The 21,961-nt window shown below is 42.0% G+C and carries 22 protein-coding genes; 10 read left to right on the plus strand and 12 right to left on the minus strand.

Annotation, left to right across the window (positions count from 1 at the left end; genetic code table 11):
• The first annotated feature begins 5 nt into the window (after nucleotides 1-5).
• From L1070_RS02455 to L1070_RS02495, 9 genes are all read left to right on the plus strand, one after another.
• Nucleotides 6-962 (plus strand): DUF523 and DUF1722 domain-containing protein, encoded by a 957-nt coding sequence (locus L1070_RS02455; protein WP_237124346.1) that lies wholly within the window; start codon nucleotides 6-8, stop codon nucleotides 960-962.
• Nucleotides 962-2,344: a deoxyribodipyrimidine photo-lyase gene (phrB, locus tag L1070_RS02460; protein ID WP_237124347.1), complete on the plus strand. Its 1,383-nt coding sequence runs from the start codon at nucleotides 962-964 to the stop codon at nucleotides 2,342-2,344. The genes L1070_RS02455 and phrB overlap by 1 nt, the downstream gene beginning before the upstream one ends.
• Nucleotides 2,345-2,346: 2 nt before the next feature.
• A complete protein-coding gene (locus L1070_RS02465; RefSeq protein WP_070982967.1) occupies nucleotides 2,347-2,775 on the plus strand; it encodes a nuclear transport factor 2 family protein in 429 nt (142 codons plus the stop codon).
• Nucleotides 2,772-3,482 (plus strand): SDR family NAD(P)-dependent oxidoreductase, encoded by a 711-nt coding sequence (locus L1070_RS02470; RefSeq protein WP_237124348.1) that lies wholly within the window; start codon nucleotides 2,772-2,774, stop codon nucleotides 3,480-3,482. Before L1070_RS02465 ends, L1070_RS02470 begins: the two co-directional genes overlap by 4 nt.
• Nucleotides 3,479-4,732 carry an FAD-dependent oxidoreductase gene (locus L1070_RS02475; protein ID WP_237124349.1) on the plus strand — a complete coding sequence of 418 codons (1,254 nt, stop codon included), beginning with the start codon at nucleotides 3,479-3,481 and terminating at the stop codon, nucleotides 4,730-4,732. The genes L1070_RS02470 and L1070_RS02475 overlap by 4 nt, the downstream gene beginning before the upstream one ends.
• The gene (locus L1070_RS02480) at nucleotides 4,729-5,463 is read left to right on the plus strand and encodes a DUF1365 domain-containing protein (protein WP_237124350.1); all 735 of its coding nucleotides are present in this window, start codon (nucleotides 4,729-4,731) and stop codon (nucleotides 5,461-5,463) included. The genes L1070_RS02475 and L1070_RS02480 overlap by 4 nt, the downstream gene beginning before the upstream one ends.
• A 1-nt stretch (nucleotide 5,464) precedes the next feature.
• On the plus strand, nucleotides 5,465-6,727 hold the full coding sequence (locus tag L1070_RS02485; protein WP_237124351.1) for a cyclopropane-fatty-acyl-phospholipid synthase family protein: 1,263 nt from the start codon (nucleotides 5,465-5,467) through the stop codon (nucleotides 6,725-6,727).
• Nucleotides 6,690-7,199 carry a DUF2878 family protein gene (locus L1070_RS02490; RefSeq protein WP_237124352.1) on the plus strand — a complete coding sequence of 170 codons (510 nt, stop codon included), beginning with the start codon at nucleotides 6,690-6,692 and terminating at the stop codon, nucleotides 7,197-7,199. Before L1070_RS02485 ends, L1070_RS02490 begins: the two co-directional genes overlap by 38 nt.
• A gap of 211 nt (nucleotides 7,200-7,410) precedes the next feature.
• Nucleotides 7,411-7,686 (plus strand): HU family DNA-binding protein, encoded by a 276-nt coding sequence (locus L1070_RS02495; protein ID WP_070982961.1) that lies wholly within the window; start codon nucleotides 7,411-7,413, stop codon nucleotides 7,684-7,686.
• 59 nt (nucleotides 7,687-7,745) lie between these two features.
• Here L1070_RS02495 and ilvN read toward each other — a convergent pair whose 3' ends face one another.
• From ilvN to L1070_RS02535, 8 genes are all read right to left on the minus strand, one after another.
• On the minus strand, nucleotides 7,746-8,243 hold the full coding sequence (ilvN, locus tag L1070_RS02500) for an acetolactate synthase small subunit (protein WP_070982960.1): 498 nt from the start codon (nucleotides 8,241-8,243) through the stop codon (nucleotides 7,746-7,748).
• On the minus strand, nucleotides 8,243-9,967 hold the full coding sequence (locus L1070_RS02505; protein ID WP_070982959.1) for an acetolactate synthase 3 large subunit: 1,725 nt from the start codon (nucleotides 9,965-9,967) through the stop codon (nucleotides 8,243-8,245). The genes ilvN and L1070_RS02505 overlap by 1 nt, the downstream gene beginning before the upstream one ends.
• Nucleotides 9,968-10,409: 442 nt before the next feature.
• A complete protein-coding gene (locus L1070_RS02510) occupies nucleotides 10,410-11,417 on the minus strand; it encodes an isocitrate dehydrogenase (protein ID WP_070982958.1) in 1,008 nt (335 codons plus the stop codon).
• 232 nt (nucleotides 11,418-11,649) lie between these two features.
• Nucleotides 11,650-13,341, minus strand: coding sequence for a hypothetical protein (locus L1070_RS02515; protein WP_237124353.1), 1,692 nt, complete (start codon nucleotides 13,339-13,341; stop codon nucleotides 11,650-11,652).
• A gap of 1 nt (nucleotide 13,342) precedes the next feature.
• A complete protein-coding gene (locus L1070_RS02520) occupies nucleotides 13,343-13,726 on the minus strand; it encodes a DUF3192 domain-containing protein (protein ID WP_237124354.1) in 384 nt (127 codons plus the stop codon).
• 66 nt (nucleotides 13,727-13,792) lie between these two features.
• A complete protein-coding gene (gene xni, locus L1070_RS02525) occupies nucleotides 13,793-14,581 on the minus strand; it encodes a flap endonuclease Xni (protein WP_237124355.1) in 789 nt (262 codons plus the stop codon).
• On the minus strand, nucleotides 14,578-15,921 hold the full coding sequence (ppnN, locus tag L1070_RS02530) for a nucleotide 5'-monophosphate nucleosidase PpnN (RefSeq protein WP_237124356.1): 1,344 nt from the start codon (nucleotides 15,919-15,921) through the stop codon (nucleotides 14,578-14,580). The genes xni and ppnN overlap by 4 nt, the downstream gene beginning before the upstream one ends.
• 13 nt (nucleotides 15,922-15,934) lie before the next feature.
• Nucleotides 15,935-17,482: a diguanylate cyclase gene (locus L1070_RS02535; protein WP_237124357.1), complete on the minus strand. Its 1,548-nt coding sequence runs from the start codon at nucleotides 17,480-17,482 to the stop codon at nucleotides 15,935-15,937.
• 185 nt (nucleotides 17,483-17,667) lie between these two features.
• On the opposite strand from L1070_RS02535, the gene L1070_RS02540 reads away from it, so the two are divergent.
• Nucleotides 17,668-19,446, plus strand: a complete 1,779-nt coding sequence (locus L1070_RS02540) for a PDZ domain-containing protein (protein WP_237124358.1) — start codon at nucleotides 17,668-17,670, stop codon at nucleotides 19,444-19,446.
• Between the two features lie 110 nt (nucleotides 19,447-19,556).
• Here L1070_RS02540 and L1070_RS20310 read toward each other — a convergent pair whose 3' ends face one another.
• The 4 genes from L1070_RS20310 to L1070_RS02560 all read right to left on the minus strand — a co-directional run bounded on the left by L1070_RS20310 (nucleotide 19,557) and on the right by L1070_RS02560 (nucleotide 21,849).
• The gene (locus L1070_RS20310; protein WP_275423228.1) at nucleotides 19,557-20,168 is read right to left on the minus strand and encodes a M23 family metallopeptidase; all 612 of its coding nucleotides are present in this window, start codon (nucleotides 20,166-20,168) and stop codon (nucleotides 19,557-19,559) included.
• Nucleotides 20,169-20,251: 83 nt separating this feature from the next.
• Complete coding sequence (locus L1070_RS02550) at nucleotides 20,252-20,470, minus strand: helix-turn-helix transcriptional regulator (protein ID WP_070982951.1); 219 nt, start codon at nucleotides 20,468-20,470, stop codon at nucleotides 20,252-20,254.
• Nucleotides 20,463-20,963 (minus strand): hypothetical protein, encoded by a 501-nt coding sequence (locus L1070_RS02555; protein ID WP_070982950.1) that lies wholly within the window; start codon nucleotides 20,961-20,963, stop codon nucleotides 20,463-20,465. Before L1070_RS02555 ends, L1070_RS02550 begins: the two co-directional genes overlap by 8 nt.
• Nucleotides 20,964-21,072: 109 nt before the next feature.
• Nucleotides 21,073-21,849, minus strand: coding sequence for a glycosyltransferase family 25 protein (locus L1070_RS02560; RefSeq protein ID WP_237124359.1), 777 nt, complete (start codon nucleotides 21,847-21,849; stop codon nucleotides 21,073-21,075).
• Between the last annotated feature and the right edge of the window lie 112 nt (nucleotides 21,850-21,961).

The raw sequence follows: 21,961 nt of genomic DNA on the forward strand, positions 1-21,961 counted from the left end.
TAGCAATGCAAATAACATCATCAATAAAGATAGGTATTAGCGCCTGCTTAGCAGGTGACAAGGTTAGGTTTGATACGGGCCATAAACGCTCAAATTTCTGTATGGATGAATTGGTTCATCACGTTGAGTATGTAAAGTTTTGCCCAGAGGTAGCTGTTGGCTTGCCTATTCCAAGGCCAACGATTAGGCAGGTGAAAGTTGGAGATACGATTAAAGTCTGTCGACCTGATGGCAGTGGTGACGTAGGGGAGCAACTGACGGAATATGGTAAGCGAGTCGCCACTGAGCAAGCAAAAAGTTTATCAGGGTTTGTGTTTTGCGCCAAAAGCCCAAGTTGTGGCATGGAGCGGGTGAAAATATACAACGAAGCAGGCACTGGTAACACCTCGGAAGGCATAGGCTTTTTTGCAAAACAGATTATGACCCACAACCCTTTGTTGCCATGTGAGGAAAATGGCCGTTTGAACGATCCACATTTGCGTGAAAACTTTGTGATGCGTGTCTATGTGTTCAAAAGCTGGCAAGAGCTGGTTGCTTCTCCTGTAGGTCTACATGAGCTGACACAATTTCATGCTAAGCACAAATATTTGGTGATGAGTCACAACTATGAGTCATACAGAGCACTTGGTAGATATTTGGCGCAAGCTGCGGCTGAGCCAATCGAACAGGTAAAAGACAATTATATTTCGGGTTTAATGAATGCGCTGTCTAGTCCTGCATCTAGGAAGAATCAAACAAATACGCTGACTCATTTGCAGGGATACTTTAAAAACGACCTTTCGAAGATTGAAAAGCAGGAGTTATGTAGCGCAATCGATGAATACCGTAAGGGACTGGTGCCTTTGTATGTACCACTTACATTACTAAAGCATCACCTTAAAGTACATCCAAATGAATACCTAGCACAGCAAGTGTATTTTGACCCTTACCCAAATGAACTTAAGTTGAGGTTTGGAATTTAATGACTCCGATATTTTGGTTTCGACGAGACCTTCGCTATTTTGCCAATGAAGCACTGATAGCTGCGGTTGAAAATGGTGCCAGCGAGGCACTTTTTTTTGTTTGCGAAAAGCAATGGCGCGAGCACGATGTAGCACCCATTCAAATTGATTTACTCAAGCGTAGAGTAGCATGGTTGGGAGAAGCGTTGGCGCAGTACGCTATTACGTTACACATTGTAGAAGTTGATACTTTTGCTGAGATACCAAAAGCACTAAAAGATTTTTGTGATGAGCGAAGCACAAATTTAGTCTACGCCAACACGGAATACGAAGTGAATGAACGTGAGCGAGATAGACTATGCCAAACTCAAGGACTTGAATTAAAGCTCTATGATGGTGACTTAGTTGCACCGCCACATAGTGTTAAAACCAAAAGTGGCGAAATGTTCAAGGTTTTTACGCCATTCAAAAAAGCGTGGTTAAAGCAATATGAACAAACGCACTTTTATATACCCAGCTGGCCGAAAGAGAAAAGTGCCAATTACACCACCTGGCAAGTAGCTAAGTGCCTAACAAGCGATGGTAGTTCGAGTAAGTGGCCAGTAGATGATGAGAATATTGCGCAAATAGCTAATCATTTCATCGAGTATAAATGTGGCAAGTATCAAGCACAAAGGGATATTCCCAGTGTGAAAGGTACGTCTGGGTTGAGTCCTTATCTGGCGCTTGGCATTATCAGCGTGAAACAACTGTTAGCACAGTTACAGCTTTACTACCCAGACATTTTACATACCACCAGTAGTTCAGAGTTTTGCTGGGTGAATGAGTTGATTTGGAGAGAGTTTTATCGGCATCTTATCATTAGTTTTGAGCAGCTGTGTCGCCACAGAAACTTTAATGAAAAGTATGATGAGGTTGTTTGGCGTCAGGATGAACAGCAGTTTTCGGCCTGGTGCGAGGGAAGGACGGGCTATCCGATAGTGGATGCGGCCATGCGCCAGCTAAACCAAACAGGATGGATGCACAATCGATTACGTATGATAGTGGCGAGCTTTCTTACTAAACACCTATTAATTGATTGGCGTCGTGGTGAAAAGTACTTTATGCAAAACTTAATTGATGGGGACTTGGCTAGTAACAATGGAGGGTGGCAATGGGCAGCAAGCACAGGATGTGATGCGCAGCCATATTTTAGAATATTTAACCCAATAGCTCAGAGCGAAAAGTTTGATCCCCAAGGGGACTTCATCCGTAAATATGTGCCAGAGCTTAATGAAGTACCAGATAAACATATTCATTTTCCACACGATTACTTGGCACTCAAGCAAAGCTCTGATTATGTGGCCCCCATTGTTGATCATAAGGAAGCCAGAGCGAGGGCTTTGGCAGCATTTAAGGTTTAAACATGCACACTTTAACTGAGCGTTTTATTGATATGTACCAGCAACTTGGTAAAGATAATTTGTCAGTGTTGAAGCAGGTATATCACCCACAAGTTCATTTTACAGACCCCCTACATGCGCTACAGGGCTTGGATAAACTTGAAGATTATTTTGCGGCTATGTACGCCAATGTAAGTTCTATCGAATTTCAAATATTGGATACCTTTGATGTAAACGATAACGCATTTGTGTATTGGGATATGCGCTTTACACATAAGCATTTGAACCAAGGGAAAGACGTTTGGGTTAAGGGTCATAGTCATTTGCGCTTTAGTGATAATAAAGTCATTTATCATCACGATTATTTCGATGCAGCAGCGATGCTATATCGGCACATTCCTGTTTTGAAACACATGATTAAACTCATAGACAAACGGGTTGCAAACTCATGAAAAGGGTACTTATTACCGGTGCGACATCAGGTATAGGCCGAGGTCTAGCCGAGCATTATGCCCAACAGTGCTTTGTATACGCATGTGGTCGCAATGACAAGGCACTAGAGGATTTGGCGCGAAAAGATAATACGATAGCGCTCAAACTAGATGTCACAGAACCTGCATCTATCGCATCCGCGTGCCAACATATTGAAACCTTAGACATATTAATTCTCAATGCGGGTAATTGTGAATATATAGATGATGCTAAACATTTTGATGGGGCATTATTCAAACGGGTGATTGAGGCGAACCTATTGTCACTTGGCTACTGCTTAGAAACGCTGCTACCTAAAGTTAAAGCGGGTGGGCAGCTTGTGATTGTTAGTTCTAGCGCGGCGTTTTTACCGCTTCCACGAGCTCAGGCTTATGGCGCGTCAAAGGCGGGGGCTAGTTACTTAGCTCAGTCGCTTGCGGTTGATTTAGAAGATATAGACGTCAGTGTGGTGCATCCTGGTTTTGTTAAAACTCCACTGACCGCAAAAAACGATTTCCCAATGCCCATGGCTGTATCTGTTGAGCAAGCAACCAAAGCGATAACAAAGGGGATTAGTAAAAGACGCAAAGATATCCATTTCCCGAAAAGGTTTACCTTGATACTCAAACTGTTACAGCTGTTACCTGTGAACGTATGGCTGTTTTTATCAAAAGGAATAAAACGTTGAAAAAGATAGCTGTGATTGGCTCAGGTATTTCAGGTATGACAACTGCGTATTTGCTAAATAAGCAATACGATGTAACCGTATTTGAAAAAAATGACTACATTGGCGGCCATACTGCCACAGTCGATGTAGCGCTTGATGGCAAAAGTTACGCTGTTGATACGGGGTTTATCGTTTTTAATGACAGAACCTATCCGAACTTTGAAAAGCTACTTGCGCAATTGAATGTTGAACGTCAAGCAACGCAAATGAGTTTTAGCGTACGTAACACGCAAACAGGCTTTGAATACAATGGTCATACGTTTTCTACTTTGTTTGCGCAAAAACGTAACGTGTTTCGGCCTAAATTCTGGCGCTTGCTTTATGACATTGTCAGATTCAACAAACTTTGCAAGCGCATTCACCAAAACGAAGATTACAGTCGCTACACTACCTTGGGTGAGTTGTTGCAACTTCATGGCTTTAACGAATTCTTTCAACTTCATTATATCTTGCCAATGGGCGCAGCTATTTGGTCAACCAGCATCAAAGAAATGGCTCAGTTTGAAGTGGAGTTTTTCGTTAAGTTTTTCTATAACCATGGTTTGTTGGACATTACCAATCGACCGCAATGGTACGTTATTCCGGGCGGATCTCGTGAATATATAGCACCTTTGGTAGCTGCGTTTAAAGACAAAATTCATCTTAAAGCTAATATCAGCGCTGTAGTACGAGATGAAACAGGCGTTGAAATACACATGCACAGTGGTGAGACACATCGGTTCGATAAAGTGGTTTTTGCATGCCACTCTGATCAGGTTTTAGCCTTATTGGCAGATGCCAGTGAAGATGAGTTATCAGTATTAGGTGCGATCCCCTACACTGAAAACTCGGTAGTGCTGCATACAGATGACAGTTTGCTCCCAGAGAGAAAAGCCGCATGGGCCAGCTGGAATTACTTGTTGGATAAGCAAACAGACAAAGCTGCAGTGGTCACCTATCAAATGAATATTTTGCAAGGAATAAGTAGTCCTAAACCGTTTTGTGTCACCCTAAATTATGACCAAGGGATTGACGAGATGAAGATACTGAGGCGTTTTACCTATCATCATCCCGTGTTTAACCGAAAAAGTATTGCAGCTCAAAAACGTAAGCCACAGATTGACGGCAAACGCCACAGCTATTTTTGTGGTGCTTATTGGTTTAATGGTTTTCATGAAGACGGTGTACGCAGCGCCGTTGATGTTGCTAGGCAACTGGGTGTTGAGTTTTGAAGCAAAGTTTAAATAGTGGCCTGTTTGTAGGTGACATCAGGCACAAAAGGCATACACCGATAGAACATCAATTTAATTATCCACTCTATATGGCTTGGATAGACTTAGATGAAGTTGAACAATTAAACGATATCCACCCATTGTTTGGCACTTCGGGTGTAAAGCTATTAAAGTTCAACCAAGATGACTATTTGACCCACTACACAGGACCTCTAAAGGAACGGGCCTTACAAGCCAGTATGACGCTTGGAGAAAGTAGCAGTAGTGACAAAGTAATGCTGCTTTGTCAGTTACGTTGTTTTGGTGTGTATTTTAGTCCAGTGAATTTTTTCTTCTTCTTAGACAGCCAAGGCGAGTTTACCCACATGTTGGCCGAGGTAAGCAACACGCCGTGGAATGAACGGCATTGTTATGTGGTGAAATTAAACCAAAAAGTGAACTTTAAAAAAGCTTTTCACGTATCACCATTTATGGATTTAAACATGAACTATCATTGGTATGTAAAAATCCAAAATGATAAGGCCTTGATCCATATCGAAAACAAACAAGAGCAACAGTTACTGTTTGAGGCGACCTTGCGACTTAAAAAGCAAGCATTGGTTCAAAAAAATATAACTGCCTTGTTAATGCGTTTTCCTGTGATGACTTTGTCAATTTTCAAAAGTATTTATTGGCAAGCTTTAAAGTTGTTTCTAAAAAAAGTGCCCTTTGTGGGACACCCGGGACGTTAAAATGGAAAATACCACAGTAATTCAAAGACAAATCTCCCTTTCCTGGATAGAGAAACTCTATCGTAGACTGGTTTTTTCTGCATTTGAAAGCATTCAAACAGGTCATTTAAAAGTGATAATGGGGGAGCAGGTTTATGAGTTTGGAGAAACAGGTAGCGAATACCAATGCACTGTCACCATTGTTGACCCAGCTATGTTTAAACTGTTTGCTTTGGGAGGCAGTGTTGGTGCTGCAGAGGCTTACATCGAAGGCTACTGGCGCTGTTCTAATTTGACCACTCTCATAGAAATATTTGCTCTGAATCAGTCTCAGCTTGATGCCTTTGAGAAAAAATTTGCATTTATCACTGGCTTTGCAAACAACTTGCGCCATCTGCGTAACAAAAACTCAAAGCAAGGTTCGAAAAAGAACATCGCTGCACATTACGACTTAGGTAATGAGTTGTACAGTTCATTTTTAAGTGAAGAAATGCTTTATTCAAGCGCTATCTATCCAAATAAAACAAGCACCTTAGAGCAGGCACAACAGCACAAATTAGAAACCATATGTACGCAGCTCGACCTAAAACCGGGTGAACAAGTAATTGAGATAGGCACTGGGTGGGGCGCTTTTGCAATCTTCGCAGCACAAAAATATGGCTGTCATGTTACGACTACCACTATTTCTGAAGAACAATTTACTTATGTAAGTGAGAAAATCAAAGAGTTAGGGTTAGAAAGTAGAATTACATTGCTCAAGCAGGACTATCGAGAGTTACAGGGGCGTTTTGATAAATTAGTCTCTATCGAAATGATTGAAGCGGTAGGGCATGAGTATCTGGCTGGCTTTTTTGCAAAGTGTGACGCCCTACTTAAAGACAACGGCGCGATGCTTATCCAAGCTATCACAATAGCCTGTCAGAGGTACCCACATTACTTGAAAAAGTCCGACTTTATTCAGCAATATATTTTTCCCGGTGGTTGTTTACCCTCTATAACCGAATTGAATAAACAATTGTGTAACAATACCAATATGGTAGTGCATAACATCAGCGACATTGGCTTACACTATGCGAGAACTTTGCATGATTGGTATCGCCGCTTTAAACAGTCATGGCCAACACTAGATCACGGTAAATTTGACCAACGTTTTTATCGCCTCTGGGAGTTCTACCTTTGCTATTGTGAAGGTGCATTCAAACAACGTGCAACGAGTACGGTGCATCTTGTTGCGAGAAAGCCAAATTATGTATCGTCACAGTGCTGTAGCACGCTTAATTACTAACTTTGCGCTTTTTCAGGCGTGTTGGTTCTGTGCCTTGCTCTATCAAGGGCAAGCGCTATGGCTTATGTTGTTTCTATGCTTATTGCTGCTGTTGACGCTCTCAAACAAGGTTAAGCAGCTTTATCTGTTGCTGAGCTGTTTGCCTTTGGCAATCATTTTGGAAACATCAGCAATTGGTATGGGATTAATTGTTCATCCCCAACAAACGTTACCGTTATGGCTCGTGGTTCTTTGGGGTGGTTTGATTTTAACATTTGACAGCTCACTAAGGGCTATTTTCACCCTGCCCAGGAGGCTTGGTGCGGTGGTGCTAGGTGTACTTGCGCCTTTAAGTTATATTTTCGCGGGTAATTTTGGCGTGTTTAAGATAGGTGTTCCAGTCGAGCAATTTTACCCGACATTTGGTGTACTTTGGCTCGTTTGTACCTTATTTATGATCATCATTTATGATTGGTTATTTGCGAAAAGTTAATTTATCACTCACAAGGTATTGCGTATTTTGATTGCGCTTGCTAGTTTGTAAAAGTTTAGTAAGATTAGTGCGGAATGCGCTATGAAAGCGCGCCATTACTGGCTTTTAACAAATTTTAGTTAAATTTTTCAGGAAATGGTTGCACATCTGGCTAAAATGCATAAACATAGGTTTTGCTTAGGCAAAATGTTCAATGAATAGGAATCTAATAATGAATAAAGCTCAACTAGTTGAAAAGATGGCAGCAGATGCTGAAATTTCTAAAGCAGCAGCGGCGCGTGCGCTGGAAGCATTTACTGGTGCCGTAACCAATTCTTTGAAAGAAGGTGATTCAGTTGCACTGGTTGGTTTTGGTACATTCTCAGTGAAAGAGCGTGCGGCACGTACTGGCCGTAACCCACAAACAGGTGCTGAAATCCAAATCGCAGCGGCAAATATTCCAAGCTTCAAAGCGGGTAAAGGACTGAAAGACCAAGTTAACCCTTAATAAGGTTACAAGTTGATATAACAAAGGGACCGATTGGTCCCTTTGTTTTTGCTAAACTATCAGCCTTTTAGCGCTTTATCACCACGTCCTATGCCAACAGCTCCTGAACGAACCAATTCGATGATGTCGCTTTCGTGACGCAGCATGTCTAAAAACGACTCTAATCGCTCTGCATTGCTCAATAACTGTAACGTATAGCTTTGCTTACCCATATCTATGATTGAGCCTTGATAGACATCAGCGATGCGTGTAACCGCAGCTCTTGTGGCTTCATCTTTGGCAAATACTTTCACGAGCAAGAGTTCGCGCTCAATATGCGGCACTTCGGTTAAGTCAATAATCTTAAGCACATCCACGAGCTTGTTAACTTGTTTGGTAATTTGTTCCACAACTCTGTCGTCACCATGCGTGGTGATGGTGATCCGCGACAGTGTATGATCTGCCGTGGTGCCAACTGTTAAGCTGTCGATGTTATAGGCCCGCTGGGAAAAGAGGCCCACGATGCGTGACAAAGAACCAGGTTCGTTTTCCAATAAGATACTCAGTATTCTACGCATTATGCTTTTACTCCTTTTTTAAGCCACATATCATCAACGGCACCTAGTTTGATTTGCATCGGATATACGTGTTCCTTTTCGTCGACACGAATATCTAAAAACACCAGTCTATCTGTGATAGCAAACGCTTTTTCTAACGCGTCATCTAGTTCACTTGGATGATCAACGCGGATCCCAATGTGGCCATAGCTTTGCGCCAGAGCAACAAAGTCAGGTAATGATTCCATGTATGAACTAGAGTGCCTGCCGCCATACATCATATCTTGCCATTGTCTTACCATGCCCAAAGAGCGGTTATTCAAAGAGACAATTTTTACCGCCAACCCATATTGCAAGCAGGTAGAGAGCTCTTGGATATTCATCTGAATAGAACCGTCGCCTGTAACACAGACTACATGTTGTTCAGGAAAAGCGAGTTTAACTCCCATAGCCGCAGGCAGGCCAAACCCCATAGTGCCAAGGCCACCAGAATTGATCCATTGTCGAGGGTTTTTGAACGGATAATACTGAGCGGCAAACATTTGATGTTGACCTACGTCTGAGCTGATATATGCATCACCTTGAGTGATCTGATAAACTTTCTCAATAACGGTTTGCGGTTTGATAACATCTACGCCCAAGTCGTACGACAAACATTTTTGTTCTCGCCACTGTGTAATTTGCTGCCACCATTCTTCCTGAGCACTGCGATCGATACGACTAGGGCTTTTGTCGATGGCCGCTTGCAATTGCTCTAATACTGATGCAAGACAGCCAACCACTGGGATATGAGCCTTGATAGTTTTAGATATAGACGTAGGGTCAACGTCTACATGGACTATCGTTGCTTCTGGGCAGAACTTCTTAACATTATTTGTAACTCGGTCATCAAAGCGTGCACCAAGCGCCAGAATCACATCAGCATTGGCCATAGCTTTGTTTGCCTCTAGGCTACCGTGCATACCAAGCATACCAATGAAGTTTGGATGGGTACCGCTAATTCCCCCTAATCCCATTAAGGTGTTGGTAATAGGTGCGTTAAGTGTTTCTACAAGTTCTGTCAGCTGTGCAGAGGTATTAGATAATACGATACCACCACCTGAGTAGATTACTAACCGCTTAGCGCCTAAAATCGCCTCTACGGCCTTTTTGATTTGTTTGGAATGACCTTTAACGCTTGGGTTATAGGTACGCATTTCGATGCTTTGTGGCATCAAATAGTTAAACTTCTGTAATGGATTTAGAATGTCTTTAGGGAGTTCTACAACAACGGGGCCAGGACGACCAGTACTGGCCAGATAAAACGCCTTTGCTAACACGTTCGGGATCTGCTCGGCGTCACGACAATTGAAACTGTGCTTAACGATAGGCCTTGAACACCCAACAATATCTGTTTCTTGGAACGCATCGTCACCGATCAGGTTCGAGGGAACTTGACCTGATAACACTACCATAGGGATTGAATCCATGTAGGCAGTAGCAATACCAGTTACGCAGTTTGTGGCACCGGGCCCCGAAGTTGCTAATACTACACCCACTTTGCCTGTTGCTCTGGCATAGCCATCTGCCATATGAGTAGCGGCTTGTTCGTGGCGTACTAAAATATGCTCAATGTCGCTTTGCTGAAATAGCGCGTCATACAAATCCAAAACTGAGCCACCAGGGTACCCAAATATATATTCAACCTTAAGTGCTGCGAGTGCTTTTACAACGAGCTCGGAGCCATTGTATTGCTCTGTTTTCATCCTCATTCCTCAGTTTTTAGCTGTCACTGTTGATAATTTTCCAAAAAAAAACCCCGCAATTGCGGGGTTAAAGCGTAAATTTGCTCAACACGGCCCCGCTGGACTTAAGATAAAGACCAGGACTAGGACATGTAGGTTAGATAAAATACGTTTCATTTTGGTGTTAATTTTATTTGTTAATTTACGCAAGTTATTAAATGTTGTTTTACAACCCATGTCAAGGGGAGTTCTTTAAATGTGCATAAAAAACGCATTTTTTGGTGTTATGTGAATTATTTTGCGTATTTATTGTGGTTTTTAAACTTTGTGCGGAATGTATTATGCTGTATTTTGGGCGGTGGGATTTATTTATTCAAGAAGGAGTCAATTGATTTAGACAAAAGTCTGTCTCATTAACAGGTGCAAATACAGGGGGCCAAAGAAGTTAGCCCCCGACTGGATATTATAGTCTTTCGATCACAGCTTGTGTGAAATCAGTTGTGCCGTGGTTGCCACCTAAATCGCGTGTCGTACGGTCACCAGACTTAATCACGTCTGCTACAGCACTTCTGATGCGGTTAGCTGTTTCACCCATTTCTAAGTACTCAAGCATTTGAATTGAAGCAAGAATAACAGACGTTGGGTTAGCTAGGTTTTTACCTGCGATATCAGGAGCACTACCGTGTACTGCTTCAAAGATGGCTGCGTTTTCACCGATGTTTGCGCCTGGCGCCATGCCAAGGCCACCAACAAGGCCTGCACAAAGGTCAGATAAGATGTCACCGAATAAGTTTGTAGTAACAATTACGTCAAACTCTTCAGGCGTCATAACCAACTTCATACATGTTGCATCAACAATCATCTCTGCTGACTCAATGTCAGGGTAACGCTCACCTACTTCACGAGCCACTTTCAAGAATAGGCCAGAAGTTGATTTTAGAATGTTTGCTTTGTGAACCGCTGTTACTTTCTTACGGCCTTCACGACGCGCAAGCTCATAGGCGAATGTTACTATCTTCTGTGCACCTTCGCGGGTGATTTTTGACATCGCCTCTGCTTCATTGCCATCATCAGATACAACCTGACCAAGACCAGAATACATACCTTGTGTGTTTTCACGTACCGTGATGATATCAATGTCGTCATAACGCGCTTTAGTACCAGCAAAAGATTTAACTGGGCGTACGTTTGCGTATAAACCAAAGTGTTTACGCAGCGTTACATTGATAGAGGTAAAACCTTCACCAACAGGAGTCGTTAGAGGACCTTTAAGTGTGATCTTGTTTTTTTCGATCACATCTAGAGTTTCTTTTGGCAGAAGCTCGCCAGTTTTTTCTAACGCAGCTAGACCTGCATCTACGAATTCATAGTCGAAGTCACAGCCCGCTGCATTTAGGATCTCAATTGCTGAGTCAATGATGCTTGGACCGATGCCGTCACCTTTAATCACGGTAATGGTTTGCTTAGCCATTCTGGTTTTTCCTTTATCAAAAATAAATAATACACCACACCCATTGGGCACTACTGAGAAGTTTAGTAAACAAAGAGGGAGGGCGTGTGTTCGCTTGAAAATTTAAGCGCGTTTTATAACAATTTATGCCTATATATTCCAGTACGGAATGACAAATAGGGTATACATAACATTTATGCTTGTTATATGTTTTATTTATTGCGTAAATAATAGGCGAGGTTGTAGAGCAAGTTTAGTCGATACTGCAGCTGGGGCCGTGAGCAATGAAAGCATCACAAAATTGTTCTAAGGAGAGCCACTGAAACTCTTTGAGCACTTCATTAAGCAGTTGCGTTTGCCATGCACTGAGAGCCTGAGTTTCACCCAGTGTATAGGTTGCCAATAGTTTTATTGCAACCAGAGTTCGAGCTGTATTGCTAAGAGTGCTTTTTTCTGCTTTTTCTGTTTCCAAAAATACCTGATGGGACGGTGAGTTAGCAAAGTATCTGTTGGTAAACTCACTGAACTGTATCTCGTCTAATCGGTCAAAGCCGAATAGATGGGCGATTGATATACTCTTGTCATTCAGCTCCTCAGTGCTACCTTTGACGAGCCTGCGGATGGCACAGCTATGTTTGGCGAGGATAAAGTATATAGCAGCGGTAAACGGACTCAAAAAATGCTCGAATTGTTCCGAATGCTCGTTGCTTAACAACGTCATGATAAGTTTGTTGAGATAATTGTATTTATGCCATATGTCTCCAGCAAAAGGGTGGCGAAGTTGGGAAATAAGCGTTTCCAATAGCACTCGCTGACAAAGCAAACCGGCTGTATCAAGTCCTACCATGGTTAGACAATGACGTACGGTGCTGGCTTTTTGTCCCTGCCGATTATACTGTCTAGCTGCCTGTTGCAGTGCATAGGTGATCTGCGAAAATGGCTTGATAGTCTTTTCTATCGCTTTAAATTCCAAAAATTGTTGCTGACCTAAGTTGCTTATCGCTTGCCAAATTGCATCATGGTTTTGATGCGTTCGAATCGGCTTTGGTATTTGCTCATTAAACCAAATGGAAAAAAGTAATTTTCGGTCAGATGTTGATATAGGGCGGTAGTGTGGGATGAAGCGTTTGCTGGTTTTTATCATCCCTACAGCATTGTTGTTATCTAGCAATACCAACAAGAAACCATCATGAGTAGCGCATAGCACTAATGCATGTTGACCCTTGTAGTTCACCAAAGACCCCCCAGGATAGATGGTGATTTGCCTTGCAAGTGCCAATAATGAAAGTTGCGCGAATTCATTATACGTTCCTAGATACAGAGATTTAAGCGCTTGCACTATTGTAAAGGTTTTTATTTTTGGCCGAGGCGTTATGGCTTTAGCGATACGTTTTGCCAGCGTGACTAAAATGCTGGTGTTGTCATACAGGGGAATTGACTTGTTTCCAGTAATAGCGGTGGTGTATTTGTCTAGCCGAGACAGAATACGCTGTAGTTGACCTTGTGGCACGTTCGCGGTGTCTAACATGGTAATTGCAAACTGATGCCTAAGCTTAACCAGCTTGGTTTCCTGTGCGCTAAGTACTTCACCTCTGGCTGCTTTATTGGTTTCATTTGAGCAGCATAAATGATCGCTTAACGCTGCTATAACTAACTCTTCAGTGAAGTCTTCATCATAGCCATTAGCGCTGCAAAAAGCACACACTAAAATGCATTGGTTAACTGTCAGGTTAGTGGCATAGCCATGATCAGAGGCATAGAACTGTAAATGAGCATGTAAAGCATTTGGCTGATGATGATAGCTTTGTACAAAACGTTCTGCGAGCTGGCTTAATGTTGGGTAAATTGCTGGCCATTTTTGCTTGTTGTAATAGAGTCTAAGCGCCTGATGGGTGTGCTCAAAAAGGCGTTTTAAATGCGCTGGGCTAGGCTTAAACTCAGACATTTTACAAAGCCTTCTCGTAGGCAACACTCGCAGCAGGTCCCCAGAGGATTAATTTACCATCTTCAAATAGTAGTCCTGTGCATTCATCTTGTGTGGTAATACCATCAGGTTTTACGAGCTGCGTTCTGTAATAAACGATTTGCAGCATTTTATCAGGTTGTTTTTTAACGTATGTCAGATCGGGGCTGCCCAAGGTTTCAAGCACATCATTTATACTGATGTCTTGGTCAGGTTTCAGTTTATTGATATAGCGATTGTTAAATGCCTCCCTGTCTTGCCATATCATGGCCTGAGGGTCATCTTTATAAAAATTAATAACCAACATCACAATTGCTGCATAAACCGCAAGGCCCAATACGATGTACTGCAATACTTTTTTGATCATAAACAACTCACTGAATAACGGGCAGAGAGTATAGCAAAGCTTAACAGACGACAACCCAAGTTGCGACTAATCAACATCATGGTGTGTGAGTCTGAGCTGTTTCATGTTAAAACCCAAATGTATATCGGTCCTAAGCGTAACCAAATGTTTGCTGGTAACATAGTCTCCCATACCGTGAGTGAGTTTGTTCTTAAGTGCTGTTTTACAATCAGGATCCTCAAGTGCAGTTGAAATATCTGGGTATTGCTTGACCAATTGGGCAGCCGATTTTTGACCAATACCAGCAATACCTGGAATATCGTTAGTTTTGTCTCCGCACAGTGCCCAAAAGTCTACAAGCTGATGTTTGCTCACACCAAAGCGATCTATAATGTCTTGGTCACAAAGCGATTGGCGCTTAAAGTAGTCATAAATTTCAATCTTCTCATCAAGTAGCGGCATAAACCCCTTATCAGTAGATACAATAACAGATTGAACTTCAGCTGCTTTGGCCTTGCATGCAAGGGTTGCGATGACATCATCGGCTTCATCCTGCTGTGGCTTATAAACTGTGACGCCCAAGTCGCAAAATGCTTCGCTAATCGTGACTAGATTATCAAAGAGGAGGCTTGGCATGGGCTTACGGCTGTGTTTGTAATTGGGATAGTAGTGATACCTCCAGCTTTTTTGCCCGTCAAATACTGCAATGGCATGTGTTGCTTGTGTCAAACTGAGCAATTTACGGGTTGCATGACTGACACGGCTCTTACATGACAGTATGGTTTGCTTTTCGCTGCGGTGGCTTTGTTGTTCATCAACGGCATAGATGCGCCGAATTAAATTCAGCGCATCTATAAGTACTAATTTTTGATTCATGCTTTTATTTGATAACAGGGAATATATTTGCTGCCTGGTAGTTTCATTCTTCCTTGTTCAACAAATGCGCGCAATAATTTATCCATGTCTTTCATCAGAGATGTATCGCCAGAAAGAGTATATGGTCCATGTTGTTTGATGGCTTGGATCCCTTCGTCTTTGACGTTTCCAGCTACAATCCCTGAGAAAGCGCGACGTAAGTTGGCCGCAAGTTGCTGTGTCGGTTGATCCAAATGTAAATCTAATGCTGACATATTTTGATGTGTTGGCGCAAAAGGCATTTGAAATTCATTGTCTATTTTTAATGTCCAATTGAAGTAATATGCATCACCACGCTCTTTGCGGTACTCCCTAACCTCTTTGACACCAGCTTTGAGCTTTTGCGCAACAAGTTCAGGATTATCAACGATTACTTCGAACTTCTCTAATGCGGCTTCACCCAATGTACTGTTTATGAAGGCACAGATTTCCTCAAAATATCCCGCGGATTCTTTTGGACCCGTGAGTATCACAGGCAAGCACTGCTTCGCATTTTCGGGGTGTAGCAGAATGCCTAATAAATAAAGTAATTCTTCGGCGGTGCCAGCGCCTCCGGGGAAAATAATGATACCGTGCGCTGTACGCACAAATGCTTCTAACCGTTTTTCGATATCAGGTAAAATGACTAATTCATTAACAATTGGGTTGGGTGGCTCTGCGGCGATAATACTTGGCTCTGTTAGCCCAAGGTAGCGATTGCTGCTGATCCGCTGCTTGGCATGACCAATGGTTGCGCCTTTCATTGGGCCTTTCATAGCACCGGGTCCGCAACCTGTGCAAATGTTTAGTCCTCTCAGTCCTAACTGATAGCCCACTTCTTTGGTGTATTGATACTCGGTTTCATTAATTGAGTGACCACCCCAACAGGTAATGATATTAGGATCACTGTTGACTTCAAGCGCATCCGCGTTGCGTAACATATCAAACACCATATGGGTGATCTCACGGGGTGTATTAATTTGTTCCTGATGCCGTTGGCAGATAAACAGAATGTCTCGAATGACTGAAAATATATGTTCATGAATACCCGAAATAATCTCACCATCAACAAACGCCGTTTCTGGCGGGTTATCCAACGCTATCTTAATACCCCGTTCTCTGGCGATTAGCTTGATATCAAAATCTTGATACTTATTATAAATTTCTGAACTTGAGTCAGTGTGACTCCCCACGTTTAGTACTGCTAACGCGCAGTTGCGAAATAACCTATACCGTTCGCTATTTGAAGATTGCTGTAGTAAGTCTACCTCTAATTGAGATAGTAAATTTAGTACGCCAGTTGGGTTTAACTGTACTTGCATAGGCTTCTCCTTATTATTCACGAAGGCATAACCGGTCTCGGCCGCTATTTTTAGCCTCGTAAAGTGCGCTATCTGCTCTGTCAAAAGCGGAGAGCGGGGTATCACCCTCTTTAAATTGTGTTGCGCCTAAAGATATGGTGATTTGTACTTGCGTCTCTTTAAATTTAAAAGGGATCGATTTAATAGTGTTACGCACTTTCTCAAGCGGTTGCTTGGCATGTTCCAAATGTAATCCTGGCATCAGTAGAACAAACTCCTCACCGCCGTAACGCGCAATGAAATCAGTTTTGCGTATTGCTTTTTTGAGTGCCCTAGCAATAACCTGTAGGGTCTTATCACCCGCACTATGGCCATATTTATCGTTGATTGATTTAAAGTGGTCAACGTCAATGACGACTAAGGTTATATCGCTTTTATTAATTCCAAATAAATGAAACTCTTGATGAAACCTATCATCGAATGCGGTGCGATTGGGTAACTTGGTTAATCCATCCAGCAGGCTTTTATAGCGTTGCTCAGATAACCGCTTTTTATAGGTATTAACTTTGCCCTCAAGTACATTGATACGGTCATTGATTTTTTCAAAGCTCTCGTAGAGTGCTTTTTTATCCTCACTTTCAATGCGCTCACGCTCAATTAAGTCTTGACTGAGGAGCTTTAGTTCACCATCTACTAAACTCTTTAACTCACTTATGGAAGTGGCTTTTTGAGTCTGCGAGTTTAGGCTATTGATTTTAGCTTCAATTCGTTTGTTTAGATTGGTGATCTGCTTATTGACGTTTTGAGAATGTTTAGTCGTCTCAACGATTGACGTATTAAGCTCTTCTAATGTTTGATTGAGAGAGACTAAGAACCCTTGCGCCGATTGCCTTTCACGGGCAATGCTTTTCACAATAACCCGAATAATACTAAGCGCTGCGTTCAGCAAGGAATCGATATCGTCAGTTAAAGTAATATTACCCTTGATCGCGGTGACTTCTTGAGAAACATCTTCATCAAAGGTGAGCTCATTGGCTAAATTAAGCAGCTCGGTAGCGAACTCAGGGTTCTTTTGTGATTGCCTAGTATCGTCAGTAACATTTGCCTGTGACAACTTTAACTGTAGCGCCTGTTGATATAGCTCAGAAAGCTTCTCAAGTACCGGGATATAGTCATTGGTTGTATTAATATTGCTAAGTTCATGGTCGAGTAAGTGACGCAACTTTCTACGGCCATCATCAGGTAGCCCTTTGACTTTTTGTAATTGTTTGCCAGCTGTCATTATGCTCAATTCGAGTGCACGCCTATTCGCAGAGTTTACGGCCTCCTGATTCTTGAGTGTTTCATTCATGCTCTCAATTAAAGGTTCAACTTCTATAAAGTCCATACCTTTTTGTAGTGCACTACGAAACTTAGCCAACTGGTTGTCTAAAGCTACATCTTGCCCTTTACAGCTAAGCGACAGCTTGGCTGCAAATTGTGTCAGTACGTCTACCTGATGCTTGCGTGCGGTTTCAAGCGCTTTGCGGGCTTTGATAGTTTGTTCTAATTTTTTTTCTAATAGTGCAGAGTTTTTAGTCACCAATCTTAACCACTTCCATCTTCACAGGGTTTTAACCTAAGTTTACATCAATTCTTTATTTCATGTTCATGAATTTTGAGCTAGGGCCATGTTACCGAAGCAAATTGTGTATTCACCGAGTTTTTAATATGTTGCGTAATAGTTTTGTTATGCTGGCCATAACTTTGTTACAGCGTGATTATAAGATGCATTTAAAAAACCTATTATTGCCAGTTAGTCTAGTTTCTCTTAGTGTTTTAGCTGATGTTGAGTACACACTCACCATAGACCAGCCCGACCATCATTTGGGTAACGTTTCAGTATTATTTCCAAAATCCGCTCAAGCCCACTTGGATGTTAAACTACCAGATTGGCGAACTGGACGCTACGAAGTATTGGACTTAGCCAACGGTATTCGCTATTTCAATGCGACAGATCATGAAGGCAAAGCGTTAAAGTGGCACAAAATTGATAAAAGCACTTGGCGCGTTCATCTCGATGATCCTTCTCAAGTACAAGTAACTTATCAGGTTTATGCAAATCAACTGGCCAAACGTGTACGTCACATTGATGATAGTCATGCGTTTATTGATGCATCAGGCTTTTTTATGTTTTCAGACCCGTTTCGTCAAGAGCCTGTTAAAGTAGCATTGGATGTACCAAAGCAATGGCGCTCAATTTCTGGGATGGAATTTGCGGGTAACAAACACACGTTTAGCGCAGCAAACTATGACGTACTTGTTGATTCACCAATAGAAACCGGAGTTAATGAGCATCATAAGTTTTCTGTCGATGGTCGAGAGTATGAGTTGGTGATCTGGGGCGAAGGTAACTATGATGTTCAACAGATGCTCGACGATCTTAAAAAGTTGGTAAAAACTGGCTCACTTATTTGGGACGAATACCCTTATCAGCGTTTTGTATTTATGGTACACGCAACGAGCGGCGCAAGAGGGGCCACAGAGCATTTAAACTCAACCATTATTCAACGCCACAGAGATACATTTGCCAAGCGTGAAGACTATCTAAGTTTTATTGCCACGGCGGCGCATGAGTTTATTCATACTTGGAATGTAAAAAACTATCGTCCAGCGGGCTTGGTTCCTTACGATTACTTAAATCCAAATTACAGTGATTTACTGTGGCTCTCTGAGGGGTCTACCAGTTATTTGGAAGACTATCTGTTACTGAGCGCTGACATCATGAGTCACGATGAGTTCTTCAAAAACCTTTCGAACACCATTAATCGACATCTAGATAAGCCGGGCCGAGAGGTGCAATCGGCAGCACATACCAGCTTCGATAAATGGATCAATCAAGGAGGTGATCATGGTCTCAATTACAGCACTAACATTTATCTAGAAGGTTCGCTTATCTCAATGGCCTTGGATATAGACTTGCTTGCGAACTCAGATGGTGAGGTCAGCTATCGTGATGTCCATAAGCAGTTGTACAATCAGTATAAACTGCCTAAATCATTTACATCTAAGGACGTAAAAGACATTCTTAAACAAGTTTCAGGCAAAGACTACGGTCAGTGGTGGCAGCAACATGTTGATTCACCAGTTGAATTAGACTTTGATACCTTGCTTGATAAAGTTGGACTTGAATTTACATACCCTGAAGGTGCTAAGACTATTGCTAGTCTAGCAGTCATCGCCAAGTCAGAAGGGCAACTTCTCACATTACAACACGTTGCGCGAGATAGCTCAGCATGGCAAGCAGGTTTAACCGCGGGTGATAAAGTTGTGGCGTTTGGTGGTCATCATGTTAGAGATAGCTTAGTTGACTCTTTGGCGTATTTTAAAGGGGGAGATACGGTTAAGGTTGACTTTATTCGCCGTGACAAGTTGATGAGCACCAAGGTAAAGCTTGAGCAAGACTTCGATAAGCAAAAACGTATTCAAGCGTTAGCCTCACCGAGTGAATCGCAACAGCGTCTGTTTAAAGCATGGACAGGCATTACTCACCCCAAGGCGCAATAACTTTTAAGCTTGGTGAGCATATTGTATGAAACTACATAGACAATTATCACCAAGCTATCCCTTTGCAAAGCGTCCCATCACATTTGCGACGGGTTTTAATGTCAGCAACGTTAGTCTTTTAGCGCAAGATAGTGTTCACCTGTGGTCAGGCCACACTCATGAGGCCGAGTGTTTCTGAAAGTAACCGGTAGCGTTTGCCCACAGGGTAATTTGTTGTATTCAGGGGGAAGGTTAGGACCGCATTTTTGTACATCAAAATGTAGGTGGGGACCGCCGCTTTGCCCCGTGTTTCCGCTTCGGCCAATTACATCTCCTGCTTTTACTTCATCGCCTTTATTGACCAACACACCTTTGTGAGTTAAGTGGAAATAGCGTGCAACTGTACCGTCATTATGACGAATAAAAATGTAATTTTCCTTAAGGTCTTCACCATTATAGTCTTCGTATAATTCGCGTATAGAGACTACTTCACCATCTCTTGCCGCCACAATTTTTGTGCCGATGGGCATTACAAAATCAATAGCGTATAGGCCTACGCCCTGATTGGCTTTTGTATAATGGCCTGTTGAGACTAAGACTTCATATGATTCGCCAGTTTGATAGGGCAAAACGTAGTCTGAATTTTCTTGTAAGGTGAAAGCATCACAATCAACGGGGGGCTTTGAACAGGCGGTTAAAGTTGCTGAGAGTACAATTCCAAGTGATAAAAGTTGTCTTTTCATAAAGTTACAATTCTGTGTTTTAACAACTTAGTCGCAGCAAATTCGTATTTAGTTTAAACGCAGTAAAGGATTAATAATAAAGCTCACTCAGTTTTATGATATTGAAATACATCTTCAAGGGGCAAGTTAAACACTGCTGCAATTTTGAAGGCGACTTCTAACGTTGGTGAATACTTGTTAGCTTCAATAGCCATAACGGTTTGCCTCGTTACGCCAATCGCTTCTGCCAATTGCTTTTGAGTCATCTCATTATTCAAAAAGCGCAGTGTGCGAATAGAATTTGTAATTGCACATTTACTCATAGATATCTCCGGTGCGTCCTTTGAATAGTTGCATCACGTAACTGCAGATTTCTGCAAGTAAAAACGCTGCGACCATGACATGTAAGGGTAAATATGGGACGCTATATTCAATGGCTGGCCCCCAATCATTGACCTGCGCTTGATATTGAAAAATAGCGATACAAATACCTGCTTGTAGAATATGAGCTTTATATTTATAACCCACTAAATCTATTTGCTTTTCTCTCACATCAAGTGGTTGGTTTAGTTCATTATCGCTGATAAATGTCAGCAATAAATAACTCAACACCATAAGTACGACACTGTAGGTCACAACCTGTAGTAAGAGTGAAGATAGCCAAGAAGCTGAAGCCAGTTGTTCCTGCGTTGCATTATACAGGCTTGATAAATAGAAATAGCCGATATAAGTGCTAACCAGCAAATCGATAGTTAAAGTGAGCTCTCTAAAGCTGATACTTTGCAGAAAGTCTTTTATCTGTGTTTGTCGTGTCATAAAAACCTAACCTGATGTAAAAAATATTTGACCTTGTTAAGCGTATTGATGTTTTCCCTCTATGTCAAAAATTTTTTACCTCAAGTTAAGGTTTAACTACATTTTGAGCTTATGTGGATTGATTAACCTGTTCGATAAGTGAATTAATAATCTTTGCTGTTGCCTTTTTATTGAGCAGCTTTTCTTTTATTTGTAGGCGCTTGCGTTTGAAAAAGCGTTTTTTGATATTGTCTTGTGATGATGCAGCTTCAATATCGCTTGCAAAGTCTAGGTCTTGTTCAATGTAATAGGGCATGAGAGAGTATACGGGCACCTTAGTTTCCCAAACGTGTTGTAAGTCGGTATCCACGGGCCGAGCAAAATGTTCCGTAGCTGCTAGTAGCGCTTTTGCGCCTTCATAACTGATGGCCTGTGCACAGCAACCCGTCATTGCTTTTTTGTGTACTACCAAATTAAAGGTTGTATCAATTGGGCACGAAAATGCGATAGAGCGGGTACGCTTTTGGTAAGCGGAGAGCTTAAGTAATTGCCATGGCACTTTGATTTTGTCGATAGCAGCAAAGACGTTTTGTAAATCCCCAGTAAGCCTGAAATCATCTTCGAGCACAATAGCATAGGGTAACTTCCGGTCAACGATCGTCTTCCAGGCTTTTCTATGACTCATATAACAGCCAATCTCCCCTTTAGTCAGAGGGCGGTAGAATAGTTTTCGATTCAATAAAGGCTGATAGTTTTTAATGAGCTCTATATCGCTTAAAGTTTTTCCATATATACCAGAAATGCGTTCACAGGAGAGGTTCTGTTCGGCTAACCGGCTGACACTTTTCTCTAAGCGATCAGGGCTTTGGTCCAAATTAATCAGGAAAATAGGGGGCTGATCTGTCATTTCATTCCTCTCCAAGATTGTGCTATTGTTTGCACAAACCATGTATAAGCGAATGAATTTGCCTAAAAACCGATATGTAAATGGCAAGAAACGAAACGCTTTATCACGGTAT

The organism is Pseudoalteromonas sp. MMG022 (assembly GCF_021654245.1).
Taxonomy (GTDB): Bacteria; Pseudomonadota; Gammaproteobacteria; order Enterobacterales; family Alteromonadaceae; genus Pseudoalteromonas; species Pseudoalteromonas amylolytica.